We start from the raw sequence: 17,413 nt of genomic DNA, 5'->3' as shown, positions 1-17,413 counted from the left end.
CCCTCACCGCGCCCCCGCCGCCGGAACCGCTTCCCCCGCTCCCGCCGCCGATCACCCGGCCGGCGGAACTGGCGGAGGAGCTCGCCTCCCCCGGTCTCCACTGGCCGGTACTCGACACGGTCCTCGACGCGTTCGTCCGGCTGTTCCACGAGAACCCCGGCGACGTGCGCGCCGTGCTCGCAGGCGCCGCCCAGGCGGACCTCTTCCCCGAGCTGGGGCGGCAGGGGCCGTGGTACTGGCCGAAGCAATGGCTCATCGCGGCCGCACGCCTGCTGACCGGCTCGGCGCAGGTGCCCGCCAACTGGCGTTACCGCCTGCCGAAACTCCAGATCGGGTTGGCCCCGCACGATCTCTACCTGCACCGATGCGCGGAGGTCGCCGCCGCCGTCGTGGGCGGGGCCCCGCCGCCGCTGCTGCTCGCCACCCCGACCCGGCGGACCGGCCACATCGCCCCGGCCACCTTCGTGGCACGGCTGGAGACGCTCGAGGCGGCCGGCGCCGAGCCCGGTCCCGCCGACCTCCAGCAGGCCCTGCTGCGGCTGCCGCGCGGGATCGGCCGGAAGACCGTTCGACGCGCCGCCGCGCTGACCTCGCCCTCCGGACGCGTCGCCGCGCACTGGCTGGCCGAGGGCGGGCTGCCCGTCCCCGAGGTGTCGATGCGCTTCCTTGAGCACGGACGGCCCGAGCCGGTGATCACCGTCCGGCCGACGGGGCTTCCGCTGATCGACGCGGTGCTCACGGCCCCGCCCAGGTCCGCTCCCGAGGATCGCGTCTGGCACCGGCACGCCTGGCCGCACCTGCTGCCCTCCCACCCCGAGGTCGTCGCCGCGCACGTCCTGCCGCACCTGATGCCCGGGAGCGGCTACTACGGCGAGGGGGTGCGGGTCGGTGAGCTCGTCGAGCTGACTCCGGGGAACGGTCCGCTGGCCGAGGCCGTCGCGCACTTCCTGGCGCGCCAGCTCGCCGAACGGCGCAGCGGGCAGGCGGACGAGACGCTGCGGGCCATGGCCGCCCGCGGCGACCTGCCCGCCGCCGCGCTCGGCCGCCACATCGGGCGACTCATGGAGGACGGCGAGATCCGCCCGGTACGGATCATCCAGGCACTCGACCGCGCGGCGGAAGCCGGCGCCTACCGCCAGGTGTGGGACGCGATCGCCGCCGCACTGCCCGTCCTGTGCCCCGAGCCGGGCGAACGGCCGGTGAACTCCCTCGACCGTCTGCTGGCCCTCGGCCTCAAGACCGCGCGCTGGTCAGGGGCTCACGGCCCGATCCCCGAACTGGAGAACCTGGCCGCCCGCAAGGGGTCGTCCAACGTCGTCCGCGAGGCCCGCGCCCTCGCCGCCCACCTGGGTCAGGTGAGATCCGAGGGGTCGGTGTTGGCGCCGCAGAGGACGACCATCACGCGTTCGTCCGGGGACGGGCGGTAGGCGCCGGTGCGGAGGGCGGCGAGCGCGGCGGCGGTGCCGTGCTCGACGGCCAGGCGGTACTCGGCCCACAGGTGCCGGCGCGCCTCGATGATCGCCTCGTCGGAGACCAGGACGGGCTGCACGCCGGTGCGGGAGGCGACCGAGAACGCGATGTCGCCGAGCCGGGTGGCGCCGAGGGAGTCGGCGGCGATGCCGGAGACGTCCACGTCCACGGGACGTCCGGCGTGCAGGGCGCGCTCCAGCGTCGGGATCGTCTCGGGCTCCACGCCCACGACGCGCGCGGTGCCCGCGAGGGCCGCGGCGACGCCCGCCATCAGGCCGCCGCCGCCGACCGCGATCAGGACGGTGTCGACCTCGCCGCCGGTCTGCTCCGAGATCTCCAGGCCCAGCGTCCCCTGCCCGGCGCAGACCTCGGGGAGGTCGTAGGCGTGGCAGAACAGCGCGCCGGTGTCGGCGGCGCGCTTGGTCGCGGCGTCCTGCGCTTCGGCGTACCGGGTCCCGACCTGGACGACCGTGGCGCCGAGCGCGCGCAGCCGGGCCACCTTCACCGCGGGCGCCGTCTCCGGGACGAACACCTCGGCGGGCGCGCCCACCTCCGCCGCCGCGTAGGCGAAGGCGAGGCCCGCGTTGCCGCCGGAGGCCGCCACCACGCCGGCGCCCGGCAGGCGCCCCTCGTCCCGTGCGGCGAGGACGTGGTTGAACGCGCCCCGCGCCTTGAACGACCCGGTGTGCTGGACCAGTTCGAGCTTCAGCCACATCCGCCCCGCCGGCCCCGGCTCCACCTCGGTGACCGGCGTGCGGCGCACGTGCCCCGCGACCCGCCGCGCCGCGGCCTCAACGTCCAGACGATCGATCACCAGGTCCCCTTCCCGAGCGTCTCCATCAGCAGCCCAACCTACTTTGGGACATTACAGGCACCCTGCCATGCCGAACCGGCCGCGCACCTCCCCGCCGAGCCCGAACAGCCACGAGCACGCTGGAATGTCAGGCTGTGGGGGGTTCGGGGGTGGTCAGGGCTGCGGCGCGGGATTGGAGGGTTCTGCGCTCGGGGGCGTTGTGGGTCAGGGTGGCGGCGCGTTCGAATTCCGCGCGGGCCTCCTCCCGGCGGCCCAGGCGTTCCAGGAGGTCGCCGCGGACGCTCGGCAGTAGGTGATAGCCGCGGAGGGTCGGCTCGTCCACCAGGGCGTCGGCGATTTCCAGGCCCTTCTCCGGGCCGTGTGCCATGCCCACCGCCACTGCGCGGTTCAACTCCACTACGGGGGACGGGGCGACGGTCGCGAGGATCTCGTAGAGGGACGCGATCTGGGTCCAGTCGGTGTCCTCGGGGGCGAGGGCCTGCGCGTGGGTGGCGGCGATGGCCGCCTGCAGCACATAGGGGCCGGGCGGGGCGCCGATGTTCTTCGCGCGGAGCAGGGAGGCGAAGCCCCGGTGGATGAGGAGGCGGTCCCAGCGGGCGCGGTCCTGCTCCAGGATCGGGATGGGTTCGCCGGACGGCCCGGTGCGCGCGCGTGTCCGGGACGCCTGGATCTCCATCAGCGCGGCGAGACCGTGCACCTCGGGTTCACCGGGCGCGAGCCCGGCGAGGACGCGGCCGAGGCGCAGCGCCTCCTGGCACAGATCCGTGCGCACCCAGTGGTCGCCGGCGGTGGCCGCGTACCCCTCGTTGAAGATCAGGTAGATGACCTCCAGGACGGACGACAGCCGCGCCGCGCGGTCCGGTCCGGCGGGGACCTCGAACGGCACGCCGGCGTCGGAGAGCGTCCGCTTCGCCCGGACGATCCGCTGCGCCACGGTCGGCTCGGAGACGAGGAACGCGTGCGCGATCTCCTCGGTGGTGAGGCCGCCGAGCATCCGCAGCGTCAGCGCGACCCGCGCCTGCACGGACAGCACCGGATGGCAGGCCGTGAAGATCAGCCGCAGGACGTCGTCCTCGATGTCCTCGTCGTCCGGGATGTCGAACTCGGCCGGCGCCTGCGTCTCCAGGTCCCGGCCGATCTCCTCCAGCTTGTGCTCCAGGCGCTGCTGCCGGCGGATCCGGTCGATGGCGCGGCGCTTGCCCACGGCCATGAGCCAGGCGCCCGGGTTGTCCGGGACGCCCGACTCCGGCCATTGTTCGAGCGCGGCGACCAGCGCGTCCTGCGCGAGTTCCTCGGCGAGCCCGATGTCGTTCACCATGCGCGCGAGCCCGGCGATGATGCGCGCGGCCTCCAGCCGCCACACCGCGTCGATGCTCGCGTGGACCCCGGGCGCGTTCGAAGCCGTCACGCTGCCGATGAGAGCACCCGCACCGGCCGCCGCGCAAGCTCAGCAGGGGGTCACTGCCCGGGAGCCATATCCTCCGGCCCGAAGACCTGCTTGATGACGCCCTCGCCGTCCCCGACGATCGAGTAGAACCGCTTGGACAACTCGATCGCCTCCTCGCGGGTGCGCACCTCGACGAGCGCGAAGCCGACGACGCCCTCCTTGGCCTCGGTGAACGGGCCGTCCGTCACGGTGACCTTGCCGCCGGACGAGGTGATGCGGGTGCCGTACGGCTCCAGCCCGCCGGTCGCGAGCAGGACCCCCGCCTTGGCCGTCTCCTCGATGAACTTGCCCATCTCCTGCTGGAGCCGCTCGTCCGGCGCCGCGTCCTCGGGGCCGGCGTCCGTGGTCATCATCAGGAACCGCATGGGTGCCTCCTTTGTCGGTGTCCGGGTCAACCCCGGTGCTTGCCAACGCGTCGAAGAAGGGGAGGCCGATTCGACGTCCCGCGCACATCTTTTCCAGATTCTTTCCGGAACGGGAGTCCTGCCAGGTCAGCGCCCGGCAGTCTGCTGACAAAGCTGAACATTGCAGCAGATCCTGACAAACCAGGATGATCGGGACAGGTGGGCAAGCGACCCGCGGTCGAGTAACTTCTTCCCCGTAGGTAGTTTTCCTGCGCGTCGAGGAGGGTTTCCGTGGGAGATTCAGGACCGGACGCCGGTGCACGGCCCGGCCCCGAGTTCGACGACACGGTGCCGCAGCCCGCGCCAGGGAAGGCGTCATGAGGCCCGCCGAACGCCGGGACGCGCCGGTCCCCCTCGTCCCCGATCCGCGCACCGGGTCCGACCTGCGCGCCGCGGGGCCGACCGTGCTGCGGATGGTGGTCGGCGCGCAGCTGCGCCGGTTCCGCGAGGCCGCCGGGATCTCCACCGAGGACGCCGGCTACGAGATCCGCGGCTCCCACTCCAAGATCAGCCGGATGGAGCTCGGCCGCGTCGGCTTCAAGGAGCGCGACGTCGCCGACCTGCTGACCCTCTACGGCGTGACCGACTCCGGCGTCCGCGAGCCGCTGCTCGACCTCGCCGACCGCGCCAACACGCCCGGCTGGTGGCAGGCGTACGGCGACGTGGTGCCCGGCTGGTTCGAGCCCTACCTCGGGCTGGAGCAGGGCGCCGAGGTGGTCCGCGTGTTCGAGGTCCAGGACGTGCCGGACCTGCTCCAGACGCCGGAGTACGCCCGCGCCCTCATCACCGCCCGCCATCCGGAGGCGTCCAAGGAGGAGATCGAGCGGCGCGTCGAGCTGCGGATGGCGCGGCGCCGCGTGTTCGAGCGCCCCGAGCCGCTGAAGCTGTGGGCCGTCCTGGACGAGGCGGTGCTGCACCGCGCGGTCGGCGGCCCCGCGACGCTGCGCGCGCAGATCGAGTACCTGATCGAGGCGGCGGAGCGGCCGGACGTCAGCGTGCAGGTCCTGCCGTTCGCCGCCGGGGGCCACGCGGGCGAGAGCGGCCCGGTGACGCTGCTGCGGTTCGCCGAGCCCGAACTGCCCGACGTCGTCTACCTGGAGCAGCTCACCGGCGCCCTCTACCCGGACCGCACGGCCGACATCGCCCGCTACCGGGACGTCCTGAACCGTCTCGGCGTGCAGGCCGAACCGCCGTCCCGGACGCGGGAGATCCTGCGGGACCTCCTCGGCGCCTGAGTCACTTCGCGGCCGGGACGTAGGTCGCGATGATGACGCCCGTCGTGAAGACCCTGGTGTCCGCCAGCTTCATGGAGGCCGCGAACCCCTTGCGGGTGAGCAGGTCCTCGGGGTCGCCGGGCCCGACGAACACGGGGTGGATCCACAGCCGCAGCTCGTCCAGGAGGCCGTGCTTCACCAGCGTCCGCGACACCGGGCCGAACCCGTACTGCAGGATGTCCCGGCCGCCCCGCTCCTTCAGCCGGGTGATCGCGGCGACGGCGTCGGCCCGCCGGATCGCCGTCGTGTCGCCCCAGCCCGGCTTCCTCAGGGAGTCCGATACGACGTAGTGGGGGAGCGTGTTCATCCGGACGCCGAAGTCGCCGGTCGACTCCTCCATCGCCGGCCACGCCCGCGAGAAGCCGTCGAACGTCCGGCGCCCCATGAGCAGCGCGCCGCAGGAGAACAGCAGCTCCCGCGCGTAGGCGGCGGCCTCGTCCCGGAAGTACGGGCCCGTCCAGTTCTGCGGGTTCTCGACGACCCCGTCCAGCGACACGTACGTCGAATTGATGATCTTGCGCATGGCGCCCTCCGCGGCTCGGTCGTCCTGCCCTTCTCCCGCGCCGCACGTCCGTGCGCCACCCCGTTTGCCGGATCCTTACGCACGCCGGATCTTCCCGGCTCCCGCCAGTGCGATCCGAGGCCGGCCGATGGCCGCTTTCGGCGGACCGATATCTGAATTGTCCGTATTTCGGGGAGGTCCGCGAACGGTCAAGGAGTCATCACGCCGCCTTGTGGCCCGCGCCGCACCTCCTGATCATGAGGGGTCGTGGGGCGACGCGGGCTCGTGCTCAGCCGGATGGCCGGCGACCGGACGCTCGTACTCGCCGCCTGCGCGACCGCGCTGTTCGCCACGACCGTCCTCGCGGCGCTGATCGGCTACACCGCGTCGGTGACCGGCGAGGGGCTGCGCCGCACGCTGGCGGCGGCGACGTTCGAGACGGCGGGGACGGCGATCGGCGTGCACGTCCCCGCGAACGGCCTCCCCGGCGTCCGGGACCAGGTCGGCCGGGGCCTCAAGGACGTTTACGGCGAGGTGCCGCTGACGATCTCGATGAGCGCGCGCAGCGACACCTACACGCTCCCGGGGCAAGAGGGCGGCGACCATCCGGACCTGACCGCGTTCGAGACGTGGACCGGGCTCGAGAAGCACGCGCGGCTCACCGCGGGGCGCTGGCCACGCCCGGACGGCGGCGGCGGTGACATGATCGAGGCGGTCCTGCCGGTGCCGGCGGCCCGCGCCGTCCGAGCCGGCGTGGGGGACGTCCTCACGCTGCACGGCCGTGTCGATGAGAAGTCCGTGGTGAAGGTCCGCGTCGTCGGAGTCTTCGAGGTCCGCGACCCCAACGGCTACTTCTGGCAGGACGACCGGCTGATGACCGCCGGCGTCGAACGGTTCGACTACACGACCTACGGGCCGTTCGTGGTGCCTCCCGAGGTGTTCGGCGAGCGGTTCACCGGGACCGGGTTCGACGCCCGCTTCACGGTCCTGCCGGACCTGCGCGGGGTGGCCGCCGGCGACCTCGGGCGCCTGCACGACCGCGTGGCCTCCGCCCAGGGCGTCCTGGAGCGGACCCGTGGCGGCGGGACGCAGTTCGTCGTCGTCACGCGGCTCACGGAACTGGTCGGGCAGCTGCGCGACGCGGTGCTGGTGGCGAGGTCCACGATGCTGATCCCGGTGATCCAGCTCGTCCTGCTGGCCGGGTGCGCGTGGCTGCTGGTCGCCCGGCTGCTCACCGACCACCGGCGCGCCGAGGTGGCGCTGCTGCGGACCCGCGGCCTCGGCGTGTGGCAGCTCGCGCGGCTCGGCCTCGCGGAGGGCCTGCTGATCGTGCTGCCCGCCGCGGTGCTCGGCCCGCTGCTGGCCGGCCCGCTGCTGCGGCTCGCCGGGCACGCCCCGGCGGTGCGGGCGTCCGGGCTGCGGCTGGACGCCGGACCGCTCGTGCCGCTGTGGGCCGTGTCCGTGCCGGCCGCGCTGGCGTGCGCGGTCGCGCTGGCGGTCCCGGCGCTGCGCGGCGCGAGGCGCACGTTCGTCCAGGTGCAGACGGGGCTCGGCCGCCCGCCGCGGGGCGCCGGCTTCGGGCCGGGAGCCGACCTGGCGCTGCTGCTCGTCGCGGGCCTCGCGATCTGGCAGCTGGCCCGGTACGGCGCGGCCGGCACCGGCACCGGCACCGGGCAGGGGCCGGGCGCCGCGATCGGCGACGGCCTGGCGGGCGTGGACCCGTTCATCGTGGCCGGGCCCGCCCTGGCGCTGCTCGCCGGCGGCGTCCTGCTGCTGCGGCTGCTCCCGGCCGCGTCCCGGATCGCCGAACGGGCCGCCGCCCGGAGCCGCGGGCTCGTGCCGGTGCTCGGCACCCGGCAGGTCGGGCGGCGCCGGCTCCGGTACGCGGGCCCGGTCCTGCTGCTCGCCATGGCGATGGCCGTCGGGGTGCTGTCGGTGGCGACGATGGCGACCTGGCGCCGGTCCCAGACCGACCAGGCCGACTTCCAGAGCGGCGCCGATCTGCGGCTGGCCGGTCCGGACGCCGTCGAGGGGCCGGGCCCGCTCGGCCGGGGCGGGCGGTTCGCCGCGCTGCCGGGCGTCACCGCCGCGACCGCGGTGCTGCGCATGGACGCCGATGTCGGCGACCGGCCGGCGACCGTCCTCGGCGTGGACGCCGGGGCACTCGGATCCGTCCTGCGCGTCCAGCCCGGTCTGCGGCGCGATCTGCGGCTCGGTGAGCTGGCGGGGGCGCGCCCCGCCGTCCCGGCCGTGGCCGTCCCCGGACGGCCCCGGACGCTGCGCTTCGATGTGCGGCTCCGCCGTGCGGGACCGCTCCCGGACGCCCTGCGCGGGCAGGAGTCCTCGGCCTTCACGGCATTCCGGGCCGCGGTGACGCTCGTGGACGCTCGCGGACTGGCCCAGCGCATGACGCTGCCCCCGCTCGCCGCCGACGGCGACGAGCGCACCCTCGTGCTGGACCTCGCCGACCTCGCCGGACCGGGAGGCGTGCTCGCCTATCCGCTGTCGATCCGGAGCATCGACTACGCCTACGACCTCAACCCCGTCGCCGGCCCGCTCGACCTGGACCTGCTGCGGGTGCGCGGCGAGGACGGGGACGCGGCGCCGCCCGCGGGCGTCCGCTGGGACGCGTTCGGCCTGTCGACCGACGCCCGCACGAGCGTCGCCCCCACCGCGGCCCCGCTGCCGGGCGGGCTGCTGCGGTTCAGCGTTCCCGCGACCCCGTACCAGCGGGGCTACGCGGGGGAGGGCGTGATCGTCCCCCAGGTGTTCGCCCACGCGATGGCCGCCACGTCCGCGCCGCCGAGCCACGTGTCGGACAACGCCGACCTGCGGCCCGCCGTCCCCGGCGTCATCACGAGCGCGATGGCCGCCCGCGCGAACGTCGGGGCGGGCGGCACCGTCACCCTGTCCACCGCCGCCGGCGACCAGCCGGTCGAGGTCGTCGGGGTCGCCCCGGCGCTGCCGAGCGTCCCCGCAGGTGAGCCGGGCGCGCTCGTCGACCTGCCCACGCTGACCGAGCGGTGGACGGCCGCGGCCGGAACGGACCCCGCCGCCCTCGCGCCCGGCGAATGGTGGGCGTCGGTGCGCGGCGGCCGCACCGGGCCGGCGACGCGGGCCCTGGACGCCCACCCCGCCTGGGGGAAGGCCGAGGCCGACCGCGCCGCGCTGCGCGTCCGGCTCCGCGACGCCCCGCTCGGCGCCGGCCTGCAGGGCGCGCTCGTCCTCGGCGCCGGCACCGGGCTGGTGTTCGCCCTGATCGCTTTCGTGGTGAACGCCGCCGTGACGGGCGGGGAGCGGTCGCGCGAGTTCGGGGTGCTGCGGATCCTCGGCGTCCACCCGCGCCAGGTCGCCGGGATGCTCGCGGTCGAGCAGGCGTACCTGGCCGCGCTCGGCCTGCTCGGCGGCACGGTGATCGGCCTGCTCGTGGCGCGCCTCGCCGTCCCGCACATCGTGCTCGGGGTGCGCGCCGCCCGCCCGTACCCGCCGGTCGCGGCGGTCTTCCCGTGGCCCGTCCTGCTCGCCGTGGTCGCCGGCGTGGCGGCGGTGCTCGCCCTCGTGCTGCGGGTGATGATCGGCGCGCTCCGCCGCCGCAACCTCGCCACCGACCTGCGCGTGGGGGAGGACAGGTGACCGGCACGGCATCCCCGGTAGACGCCCTCACGAGTCGAGGACCGAGGGCGTTTTGTCCGTATTTCGAGAAGGTTGCGAAACATCAAAGAATGGTCACGGACTCTTGTCGTGGTCAACCCATCGCAATGATCATGACTTCCCGTGGGGCGGCGGGGGCTTGTACTCAGGCGGATGTCCGGCGACCGGACGCTGGTCCTGGCCGCATGCGCGACCGCGCTGTTCGCCACCACCGTCCTCGCGGTGCTGGTCGGCTACACCGGGTCGGTGACGCGCGAGGGCCTGCGGCGGACGCTGGCCGACGCGACGTTCGCCTCCGTCGGGACGACGATCGGCACCCACGTCCCCGCGAACGGCCTCACCGAGGTGCGGGGCCAGGTCGGCCGGGCGCTCGAGCAGATCTACGGGGACGTGCCGCTGGCCGTCTCGATGAGCGTCCGCAGCGACTCCTACACCCTGCCCGGCCAGGAGAAGAGCGACCATCCCGAGCTGACGGCGTTCGCGACCTACACCGGCATCGACGAGCACGCGCGGCTGACCGAGGGGCGCTGGCCCGCCGCGACCACCGGTGAGCTGGAGGCGGTGCTGCCCAGCGCCGCGGCCAAGGCCATCGGCGCCGATGTGGACGACGTCCTCACGCTGCACGGCCGCGTCGACGAGAAGTCGGTGGTGAAGGTCCGGGTCGTCGGGCTGTTCGACGTCCCCGACCCGCAGCTCTACGTCTGGCAGGACGACCGGCTCATCACGACCGGCGTCGAGCGGCTCGACTACACGACGTACGGGCCGTTCGTGGTGCCGCCCGAAGTCTTCGCCGCCGAGTTCACCGGGACCGGGTCCGACGCCCGCTTCACCGTCATGCCGGACCTGCGCGGTGTCGAGTCCGGCGACCTCGCCCCGCTCGGTGACCGCGTGACGCGCGCCGGAGACACGTTCAAGGACATCGGCGGCGGGGCGCAGTTCACCGTCGTGACCAAGCTCCCCGAGCTGACCGCGCAGCTGGACGGCGCCGTGCTCGTGGCACGCTCCACCATGCTGATCCCGGTGATCCAGCTCGTCCTGCTCGCCGGATGCGCGTGGCTGCTCGTCGCCCGGCTGCTCGCCGACCACCGGCGCGGCGAGGTCGCGCTGCTGCGCACCCGCGGCCTCGGCATGGGCCAGCTCGCCCGGCTCGGGATCGCGGAGGGGCTGCTGATCGTGCTGCCCGCCGCGGTGCTCGGCCCGCTGCTCGCCCGGCCGCTGCTGCGGCTCGCCGGGCACGCCCCGGCGGTGCGGGCGTCCGGGCTGCGGCTGGACGCCGGACCGCTCGTGCCGCTGTGGGCCGTGTCGGTGCTGACCGCGCTCGCCTGCGCGGCCGCCCTCACGATCCCGACGCTGCGCGGCGCGAACCGCACGTTCGTCGAGGCGCAGGCCGGGATGGGCCGGCAGGGCCGCGGCGGCCTGCGCGGCTCCGGTGTCGACCTGGCGCTGCTGGTCGTCGCCGGGCTGGCGGTCTGGCAGCTCACCCGGTACGGCGCGGACGGCGGTGCGGACGGCAGCGCGGACGTCGCAGGCGGCTCGGGGGCCGGCACGTCCGGCATCGACCCGTTCATCGTGTCCGGCCCGGCGCTGGCACTGCTCGCGGGCGGGGTGCTGCTGCTGCGGATCGTGCCGGGGGTGTCGCGGTTCGCCGAGCGGGTCGCGACGCGGGGGCGCGGGCTCGTGCCCGTCCTCGGCACCCGGCAGGTCGGGCGGCGCCAGCTCCGCTACGCCGGCCCCGTGCTGCTGCTCGTCATGGCGATGGCCGTCGGGGTGCTGTCGGTGACGACGATGGCGACCTGGCGCACGTCGCAGACCGACCAGGCCGACTTCCAGAGCGGTGCCGACCTCCGGCTCACCCCCGCCGCCACCACCTCGTCCACCGCCTCGTCCAGCACCGCCGGCGGCGGCGGCCCGGCGGCGCTCGGACAGGGCGGGCGGTTCGCCGCGCTGCCCGGCGTCACGGCGGCGACGGCGGTGCTGCGCGCCGACGCCGACCTCGGCAACGAGCCCGCGACGCTGCTCGCCGCCGACACCGCGGAGCTCGGACGGGTGCTGCGCGTCCAGCCCGACCTGCGGCGCGACCTGCGGCTCGGCGAGCTGGCCAGGGCCCGTCCCGCCGCGCCGGCGCTGACCGTGCCGGGCAGGCCGAAGCGGCTGCTGTTCGACCTGAGCCTCACCCGCACCGGCCCGACGCCCGACAACCCGGCGGACTACGAGCCGCCGGCCGGCTTCCGCTACCGGGTCGCGGTGACCGTCGTGGACGCGCACGGCCTGACCCGGCGGGCGACCCTGCCCGGCTTCCCCGCCGACGGCGAGGAGTACGAAGTCCCGCTGGACGTCGCGTCCCTCGCGGGGCCCGGCGGCGTGCCGTCCTACCCGCTGTCGATCCGCGGCTTCCACTACTCCTACGAGGACAACACGCTGTCGGGGCGGCTCGCCCTGGACATCATGGGCGTGCGCGGCGACGGCACCGGGGCCGCGCCGGTCCCCGCCGGCGCCCGCTGGGACGTCTTCCCCGACGACGGCCGCCGCCTGGCCAGGACGCTCGACCCGAGCCTGGAGGACGCCGGGAAGGCCCTCGCCCGCGTCGCGATCCCCGAGTACCCGATACCGGACCCTTCCTCCTACAGCTTCTCGCCGCTCGGCTCCGTCCACGCCATCATCGGCACGGGCCGGAAACCCGTGCACACCACCGGGAACGCCAACCTCCAGCCGGCCGTGCCCGGCGTCATCACCGAGGAGATGGCCCGGCGCGCCAAGGTCGGCGCCGGCGGCACCGTCACCGTCAGCACGGTGGACGGCGACCAGCCGATCAAGGTCCTCGGGGTCGCGCCCGCGCTCCCGACCGTGCCGGCGGGCGAACCCGGCGTCCTGGTGGACCTGCCGGCGCTCACCCAGAGCCGCATCGCCGCCGCCGGCGTCACCACCGACAGCATCGAACCCGGCGAATGGTGGGCGTCGGCGCGCGGCGGCGACACGGCCGCGGCCGCCCGCGCGCTCGCCGCGCATCCCGCCTGGGGCGAGGTCGCCGCCGACCGCGTGAAGCTGCGCGCCGAACTCCGCGACGCCCCGCTCGGCGCGGCGCTGCAGGGCGCGCTCGTGCTCGGCTTCGGCGCGGCGCTCGCGTTCGCGGTCATCGCGTTCGTCGTCAACGCCGCGGTGACCGCCGGCGAGCGGAGCCGCGAGTTCGCGGTGCTGCGCGCCCTCGGCGTGCACCCCCGGCAGGTCGCCGGGATGCTCGCGATCGAGCAGGCCTACCTGGTCGTGCTCGGCCTGCTCGGCGGGACGCTCCTCGGCCTCGCCGTGGCGCGGCTCGTCGTCCCGCACGTCGTGCTGAGCGTGCAGTCGGCGCAGCCGTACCCGCCCGCCGGGCTCGTCGTCCAATGGCCCGTGGTGCTGGGCGTGCTCGCCGGGGTCGCGGCCGTGCTCGGCCTCGTGCTGCCGCCGGTGATCCGGGTGCTGCGGCGCCGGAACCCCGGCGCCGGCCTGCGCGTGGGGGAGGACCGATGAGACGCTCCGCCGTGCCGATGAGGGGGGCGGCCGTCCGGCTGGCGCGGGCCCAGTGGGCGCCGCTCGCCGCGCTGGCCGTGCTGTCGCTGCTGTCGGCGCTGCTCGCGGTCGCCGTCCCGTCCCGCACCGCCGCCGGGTACGACCGCGCCGCCGTCGCCGCCATCGGGCCCGCCGCCGATCTCCGGGTGGACGGCAAGGCGCGCGGCGTGCAGGCGTGGCGGGCCGTCCCGGGCGACGCCGCGATGGGGGCGAACGCCGTCACCTGGCAGCAGATGCTGCCGCGCTCGCTGGCCGGGGTCGCCGGGGAGCCGGAGTCGTCGGTCACCACCGAGCAGATGGTCGTCGAGGGGCGGTTCTCCGCGCCCAGGCTGCTCTACCTGGGCTGGGACCTCGCCGCGTGGAAGCGCGTCCGCATGGTGGCGGGCGAGCCCGCGATCAACCCGCCGTCCGAGACGAGCGGCGACATCCGGATCATGGTGTCCGAGAAGTACGCCGACCAGATGGGCTATGAGGTCGGCGGCCGGATGGACCTCGGCGGCCTCATGGTCCGGATCTCCGGGATCTACGAGCCGGTGGACGCCGCCGACCCGTTCTGGCTCACGCGCCCCGGCCTGCTCCACTCGGTCAAGGTGTCGCTCGGCAACGACGGGACCCTGGGCGACGGAGGCACCGCGCTCATGGACGCCGGCGGGTACTCGCGGGTCGCGCGCGGCGGCGACACGCTGTTCAGCTACAGCTGGCGCTTCCCGATCCGCGGCGGCGCCGTCGAGGCCGGCGAGGCCGGCGCCATGGCGGAGGACCTCGACGCGTTCCGCTCCTCCGTCCGGGGACACTCCGGGCTGTTCCCCTGCGACGTCGTCACCACGCTCGACGACCGGCTGAACGAGTTCAGCGGACGGCTGCACACCGCCCGGTCCGTGCTCGGGCTCGCGTTCGGCGGGCTCGCCGCCGTCGCCGCCGGGGTGCTGCTGCTCGCCGCCGGGCTGCTCGCCGAGCGGCTCCGCCCGATCCTCGGCACGATGCGGGCGCGCGGCGCCTCGCTCCGGCAGCTCGCCGCCCCCGCCTGCGGGCTCACCGCGCTCGCCGTCGTCCCGTCCGCCCTGCTCGGCTACCTGGCCGGCCTGCTGCTGGACGTCGGGCCGCCGCAGCCGACGTCCGGCTACGCGACCGCCGCGCTGGTGGCGGCCGTGCTCGGCGTCCCCGCCGTGATGGTGGCGCGGGAGCGCGGCGGCGGACTCGGCTCGGCCGCCGACCGGCGCGACGACCTCGTCGCCGCCCGGCCCTCACCGCGCCGGCTCGTGCTGGACGGCCTGCTGGCCGTGCTCGCGGTGATCGGCGTCGTGCTGCTGCGCGAGCGCGGCGCGTCCGCCGGGACCGACCCGCTGGTCGCCGCCGTCCCCGTGCTGCTCGGCGCGGCGCTCGGCGCCCTCGTCCTGCGCGCCTACCCGTACCTGCTCCGCGCGACGGGGCCGCTGCTGCGGCGGCGCAGCGGCGCGGTCGCCTTCCTCGGCCTCGCGCGCGCGTCCCGGCAGAACCTCGTGGGGGCGCTGCCGCTCGTCGTGCTGCTGCTGGCCGCGACCGTCGCCGGGTTCACCGCCACCGTGGACACCGGGCTGCGGGACGGCCAGGTCCGCGCGTCCTGGTGGGAGACCGGCGCGGACGCCCGCGTCGAGGCGGGGCCGGTGGACGACGCGACGTTCGCCCGCATCCGCGCGCTGCCGGGCGTGACCGGCGCCCTCCGGGTCCGGGTCATCGGCACGGCGTCGACCGCCACGGACCAGGCGCCGCTGACCGTGATCGGCGTGGACCTGGACGCCTACCGGAAGATGGCGCCCGACGTGCCGGACATCCCGTCCGGGCAGGGCGTCCTCCTGTCGCCGCTCACCGCCCGGACCCGGGGCACCGGGCCGCTGACCCTCAGCCGCGCCGGGATGACCCCGATCAAGGTCGAGCCCGCGGGGCAGATCGAGCACTTCCCCGGGCAGGGCCTCGGCACGGCGTTCGTCGTCGTCCCGTACTCGATGGTCGCCGCCGAGAAGGGCTTCCCCTCGCAGGTCTTCGTCACCGGCGACGTGGACGCGAAGGCCCTGCGCGCGGCCGCGCCCGGACGCGACGTCCAGCTGCGGCGGGACGTCCTGCGGGACATGACACGCGACCCGATGGTGACCGTCGTCCACGAGACGTTCCGCAACGGGGCCCTCATCGGCGGCGCGTTCGGGCTGCTCGCGGTGCTGCTCGTCCTGGTCGTCGGCGCCCGCGCCCGCGGCCGCACCATCGCCCACCTGCGCGCCCTCGGCCTCAGCCGGCGGCAGAGCCGGGGCCTCGCGCTCGTCGAGATCGCGCCGGTGCTGCTCTGCGCGGTCGGCGCCGGCTGGGTGCTCGGCCTCATGCTCCCCGAGATCACCGGCCCGGTCGTCGACCTGCGCCCCTACACCCGCGGCTTCGCCGTCACCGCGCACGCCCCGGGCGCCGCCGCGCTGCTCGGCCTCGCCGGCGCCCTGCTGCTCGCCGCCGCCGCGGCCGTCGCCGTCGACCGCCTCTTCGACACCCGCCCCGGAACCGCCCTGAGAACGGGGGACTGATGACCAACGCACCCGACCTCGCCGAACTCGAGCGCCGCGCCGCCGAGCGCGGGCCCGTCTACGGCGAGGGCGCGCACATCGTCTGCGACAACCTCGTCCGCATCTACAAGACCGACGGCATCGAGGTCGTCGCGCTGCAGGGCCTCGACCTGCTCGTCGACCCCGGCGAGCTGATCGCGATCGTGGGCGCGTCCGGCTCCGGGAAGTCGACGCTGCTGAACATCCTGTCCGGGCTGGACGTCCCCACCGCCGGCGTCGCCCGCGTCGCCGGGTCCGACCTGCTCACCATGACCTCCAAGCAGCGGCTCCGCTTCCGCCGCGAGCAGGTCGGGTTCGTGTGGCAGCAGACGTCCCGCAACCTCCTGCCGTACCTGACCGCGGCGCAGAACGTCGAGCTGCCGATGCGGTTCGCGGGCCGGTCCCGGCGCGAGCGAGCCACCCGCGCCGCCGAGCTCCTCGGCATGCTGGACGTCGGCGACTGCGCGAACCGGCGCCCCGCCGAACTGTCCGGCGGGCAGCAGCAGCGCATCGCGATCGCCGTGGCCGTCGCCAACGAGCCCCACGTCGTCCTCGCCGACGAGCCGACCGGCGAACTCGACACCGCCACGGCCGCGGGCGTCTTCGAGGCGCTCCGCCGCGTCAACGAGGAGCTCGGCACCACCACCGTCGTCGTCACCCACGACGCGCAGGTGTCCGAGCGCGTCGACCGCACCGTCGGCATCCGCGACGGCCGCACCAGCGTCGAGGTCCGCCGCGGCGGCGGCACCGCCGAGGAGTACGCCGTCCTCGACCGGGCCGGCCGCGTCCAGCTCCCCGCCGCGTTCACCAACGCCCTCGAGATGCGCGACCGCGTCCGCCTCGCCCTGGAGAGCGACCACGTCGGCGTCTGGCCCGACCGGGAGGAATCCGATGACTGACCCGATGGTGGCCGTGGAGAACCTGACCCGCACCTACCGCACCGGCACCGTCGAGGTCCCGGCGCTGCGCGGCGCGTCCTTCACCGTCGCCGCAGGCGAACTCGTCGCCGTCAAGGGCCGCTCGGGCTCCGGCAAGACGACCCTGCTCAACCTGATCGGCGGCCTGGACGCCCCCGACGGCGGCACCGTCCGCGTGGACGGCCGCGAGGTCGGGTCGCTCCGCGAGGACGACCTGCTGGCCCTGCGCCGCGACCGCATCGGCTACGTCTTCCAGTCCCACGGCCTGATCCCGGTGCTCTCCGCCGCCGAGAACGTGGAGGTCCCCCTGCGCCTGGTCCGCACGAACCCGGCGGAACGCGACGAACGCGTCCGCGTCCTGCTGGGCCTGGTAGGGCTGGGAGACCACGCCGCGCAGCGCCCGTACGAACTGTCCGGCGGCCAGCGCCAGCGGGTGGCCATCGCCCGGGCCCTGGCCAACCGCCCGCGCCTGCTCCTGGCCGACGAACCCACCGGCCAGCTCGACTCCGAAACCGCCGCCGCGATCATGCCCCTGCTCCGCGCGGTAGTGGCGAGCGAAGGCGTGACGGTGCTGGTGGCCACTCACGACCAGGCCCTCCTCGCCGAGGCCGACCGGGTCCTCCACCTGGAAGACGGCGTGATCACGGAGTCTCCGGCGACCCGGGTGGCGAGCTGACCCCGAACGGGACTCCCGTACGCTTCTTGACCACGTAGACGCGGGTGGCATGTCCCCATTGTCCCATTTCGTTGATCTTGCGGATGCCGTGGCCGCCGTCCCACCTGCGGCGGAGCCGGTCGCGGGGCCGGCCGGCGGTTCTGGCCGGTTG

General features: G+C 75.3%; 11 protein-coding genes. 7 read left to right on the top strand and 4 right to left on the bottom strand.

What is annotated here, in order from left to right; all coding sequences use genetic code 11:
* Window positions 1-1,427 (top strand): DUF7824 domain-containing protein (locus E1284_RS41830; protein ID WP_207923986.1); only part of this gene is annotated, 1,427 nt, incomplete at its 5' end.
* Here E1284_RS41830 and E1284_RS28015 read toward each other — a convergent pair.
* From E1284_RS28015 to E1284_RS28005, 3 genes are all read right to left on the bottom strand, one after another.
* A complete protein-coding gene (locus E1284_RS28015) occupies window positions 1,352-2,284 on the bottom strand; it encodes a threonine/serine dehydratase (RefSeq protein WP_131943144.1) in 933 nt (310 codons plus the stop codon). The genes E1284_RS41830 and E1284_RS28015 overlap by 76 nt on opposite strands.
* Window positions 2,285-2,411: 127 nt before the next feature.
* On the bottom strand, window positions 2,412-3,692 hold the full coding sequence (locus tag E1284_RS28010) for an RNA polymerase sigma factor (protein WP_341770422.1): 1,281 nt from the start codon (window positions 3,690-3,692) through the stop codon (window positions 2,412-2,414).
* A gap of 50 nt (window positions 3,693-3,742) precedes the next feature.
* A complete protein-coding gene (locus E1284_RS28005; RefSeq protein ID WP_131943142.1) occupies window positions 3,743-4,096 on the bottom strand; it encodes a YciI family protein in 354 nt (117 codons plus the stop codon).
* 356 nt (window positions 4,097-4,452) lie between these two features.
* Between E1284_RS28005 and E1284_RS28000 the strand changes: the two genes are divergently transcribed.
* On the top strand, window positions 4,453-5,370 hold the full coding sequence (locus tag E1284_RS28000; RefSeq protein ID WP_131943141.1) for a helix-turn-helix domain-containing protein: 918 nt from the start codon (window positions 4,453-4,455) through the stop codon (window positions 5,368-5,370).
* 1 nt (window position 5,371) lies between these two features.
* Here E1284_RS28000 and E1284_RS27995 read toward each other — a convergent pair whose 3' ends face one another.
* Window positions 5,372-5,932, bottom strand: coding sequence for a dihydrofolate reductase family protein (locus E1284_RS27995; RefSeq protein WP_131943140.1), 561 nt, complete (start codon window positions 5,930-5,932; stop codon window positions 5,372-5,374).
* A gap of 246 nt (window positions 5,933-6,178) precedes the next feature.
* Here E1284_RS27995 and E1284_RS27990 point away from each other — a divergent pair, with 246 nt between their 5' ends.
* The 5 genes from E1284_RS27990 (at window position 6,179) to E1284_RS27970 (ending at window position 17,262) form a co-directional block, all read left to right on the top strand.
* Window positions 6,179-9,544: an FtsX-like permease family protein gene (locus tag E1284_RS27990; protein ID WP_131943139.1), complete on the top strand. Its 3,366-nt coding sequence runs from the start codon at window positions 6,179-6,181 to the stop codon at window positions 9,542-9,544.
* A gap of 171 nt (window positions 9,545-9,715) precedes the next feature.
* Complete coding sequence (locus E1284_RS27985; RefSeq protein WP_131943138.1) at window positions 9,716-13,069, top strand: FtsX-like permease family protein; 3,354 nt, start codon at window positions 9,716-9,718, stop codon at window positions 13,067-13,069.
* Window positions 13,066-15,651 carry an FtsX-like permease family protein gene (locus E1284_RS27980; RefSeq protein ID WP_131943137.1) on the top strand — a complete coding sequence of 862 codons (2,586 nt, stop codon included), beginning with the start codon at window positions 13,066-13,068 and terminating at the stop codon, window positions 15,649-15,651. Before E1284_RS27985 ends, E1284_RS27980 begins: the two co-directional genes overlap by 4 nt.
* Complete coding sequence (locus E1284_RS27975) at window positions 15,651-16,568, top strand: ABC transporter ATP-binding protein (protein WP_131943136.1); 918 nt, start codon at window positions 15,651-15,653, stop codon at window positions 16,566-16,568. Before E1284_RS27980 ends, E1284_RS27975 begins: the two co-directional genes overlap by 1 nt.
* Window positions 16,561-17,262 carry an ABC transporter ATP-binding protein gene (locus E1284_RS27970; protein WP_131943135.1) on the top strand — a complete coding sequence of 234 codons (702 nt, stop codon included), beginning with the start codon at window positions 16,561-16,563 and terminating at the stop codon, window positions 17,260-17,262. Before E1284_RS27975 ends, E1284_RS27970 begins: the two co-directional genes overlap by 8 nt.
* Window positions 17,263-17,413 lie beyond the last annotated feature (151 nt).

It is taken from the genome of Actinomadura bangladeshensis (assembly GCF_004348335.1).
Taxonomy (GTDB): Bacteria; Actinomycetota; Actinomycetes; order Streptosporangiales; family Streptosporangiaceae; genus Spirillospora; species Spirillospora bangladeshensis.
The sequence above is the reverse complement of the archived record's forward strand: the minus strand, read 5'-3'. Positions and strand labels throughout refer to the sequence as shown.

Excerpts from the sequence above, each read along its gene's own strand:
- E1284_RS28005 (WP_131943142.1), bottom strand. The coding sequence starts at position 4,096 with ATGCGGTTCCTGATGATGACCACGGACGCCGGCCCCGAGGACGCGGCG.
- E1284_RS28000 (WP_131943141.1), top strand. The coding sequence starts at position 4,453 with ATGAGGCCCGCCGAACGCCGGGACGCGCCGGTCCCCCTCGTCCCCGAT.
- E1284_RS27995 (WP_131943140.1), bottom strand. The coding sequence starts at position 5,932 with ATGCGCAAGATCATCAATTCGACGTACGTGTCGCTGGACGGGGTCGTC.
- E1284_RS27985 (WP_131943138.1), top strand. The coding sequence starts at position 9,716 with ATGTCCGGCGACCGGACGCTGGTCCTGGCCGCATGCGCGACCGCGCTG.
- E1284_RS27980 (WP_131943137.1), top strand. The coding sequence starts at position 13,066 with ATGAGACGCTCCGCCGTGCCGATGAGGGGGGCGGCCGTCCGGCTGGCG.
- E1284_RS27975 (WP_131943136.1), top strand. The coding sequence starts at position 15,651 with ATGACCAACGCACCCGACCTCGCCGAACTCGAGCGCCGCGCCGCCGAG.
- E1284_RS27970 (WP_131943135.1), top strand. The coding sequence starts at position 16,561 with ATGACTGACCCGATGGTGGCCGTGGAGAACCTGACCCGCACCTACCGC.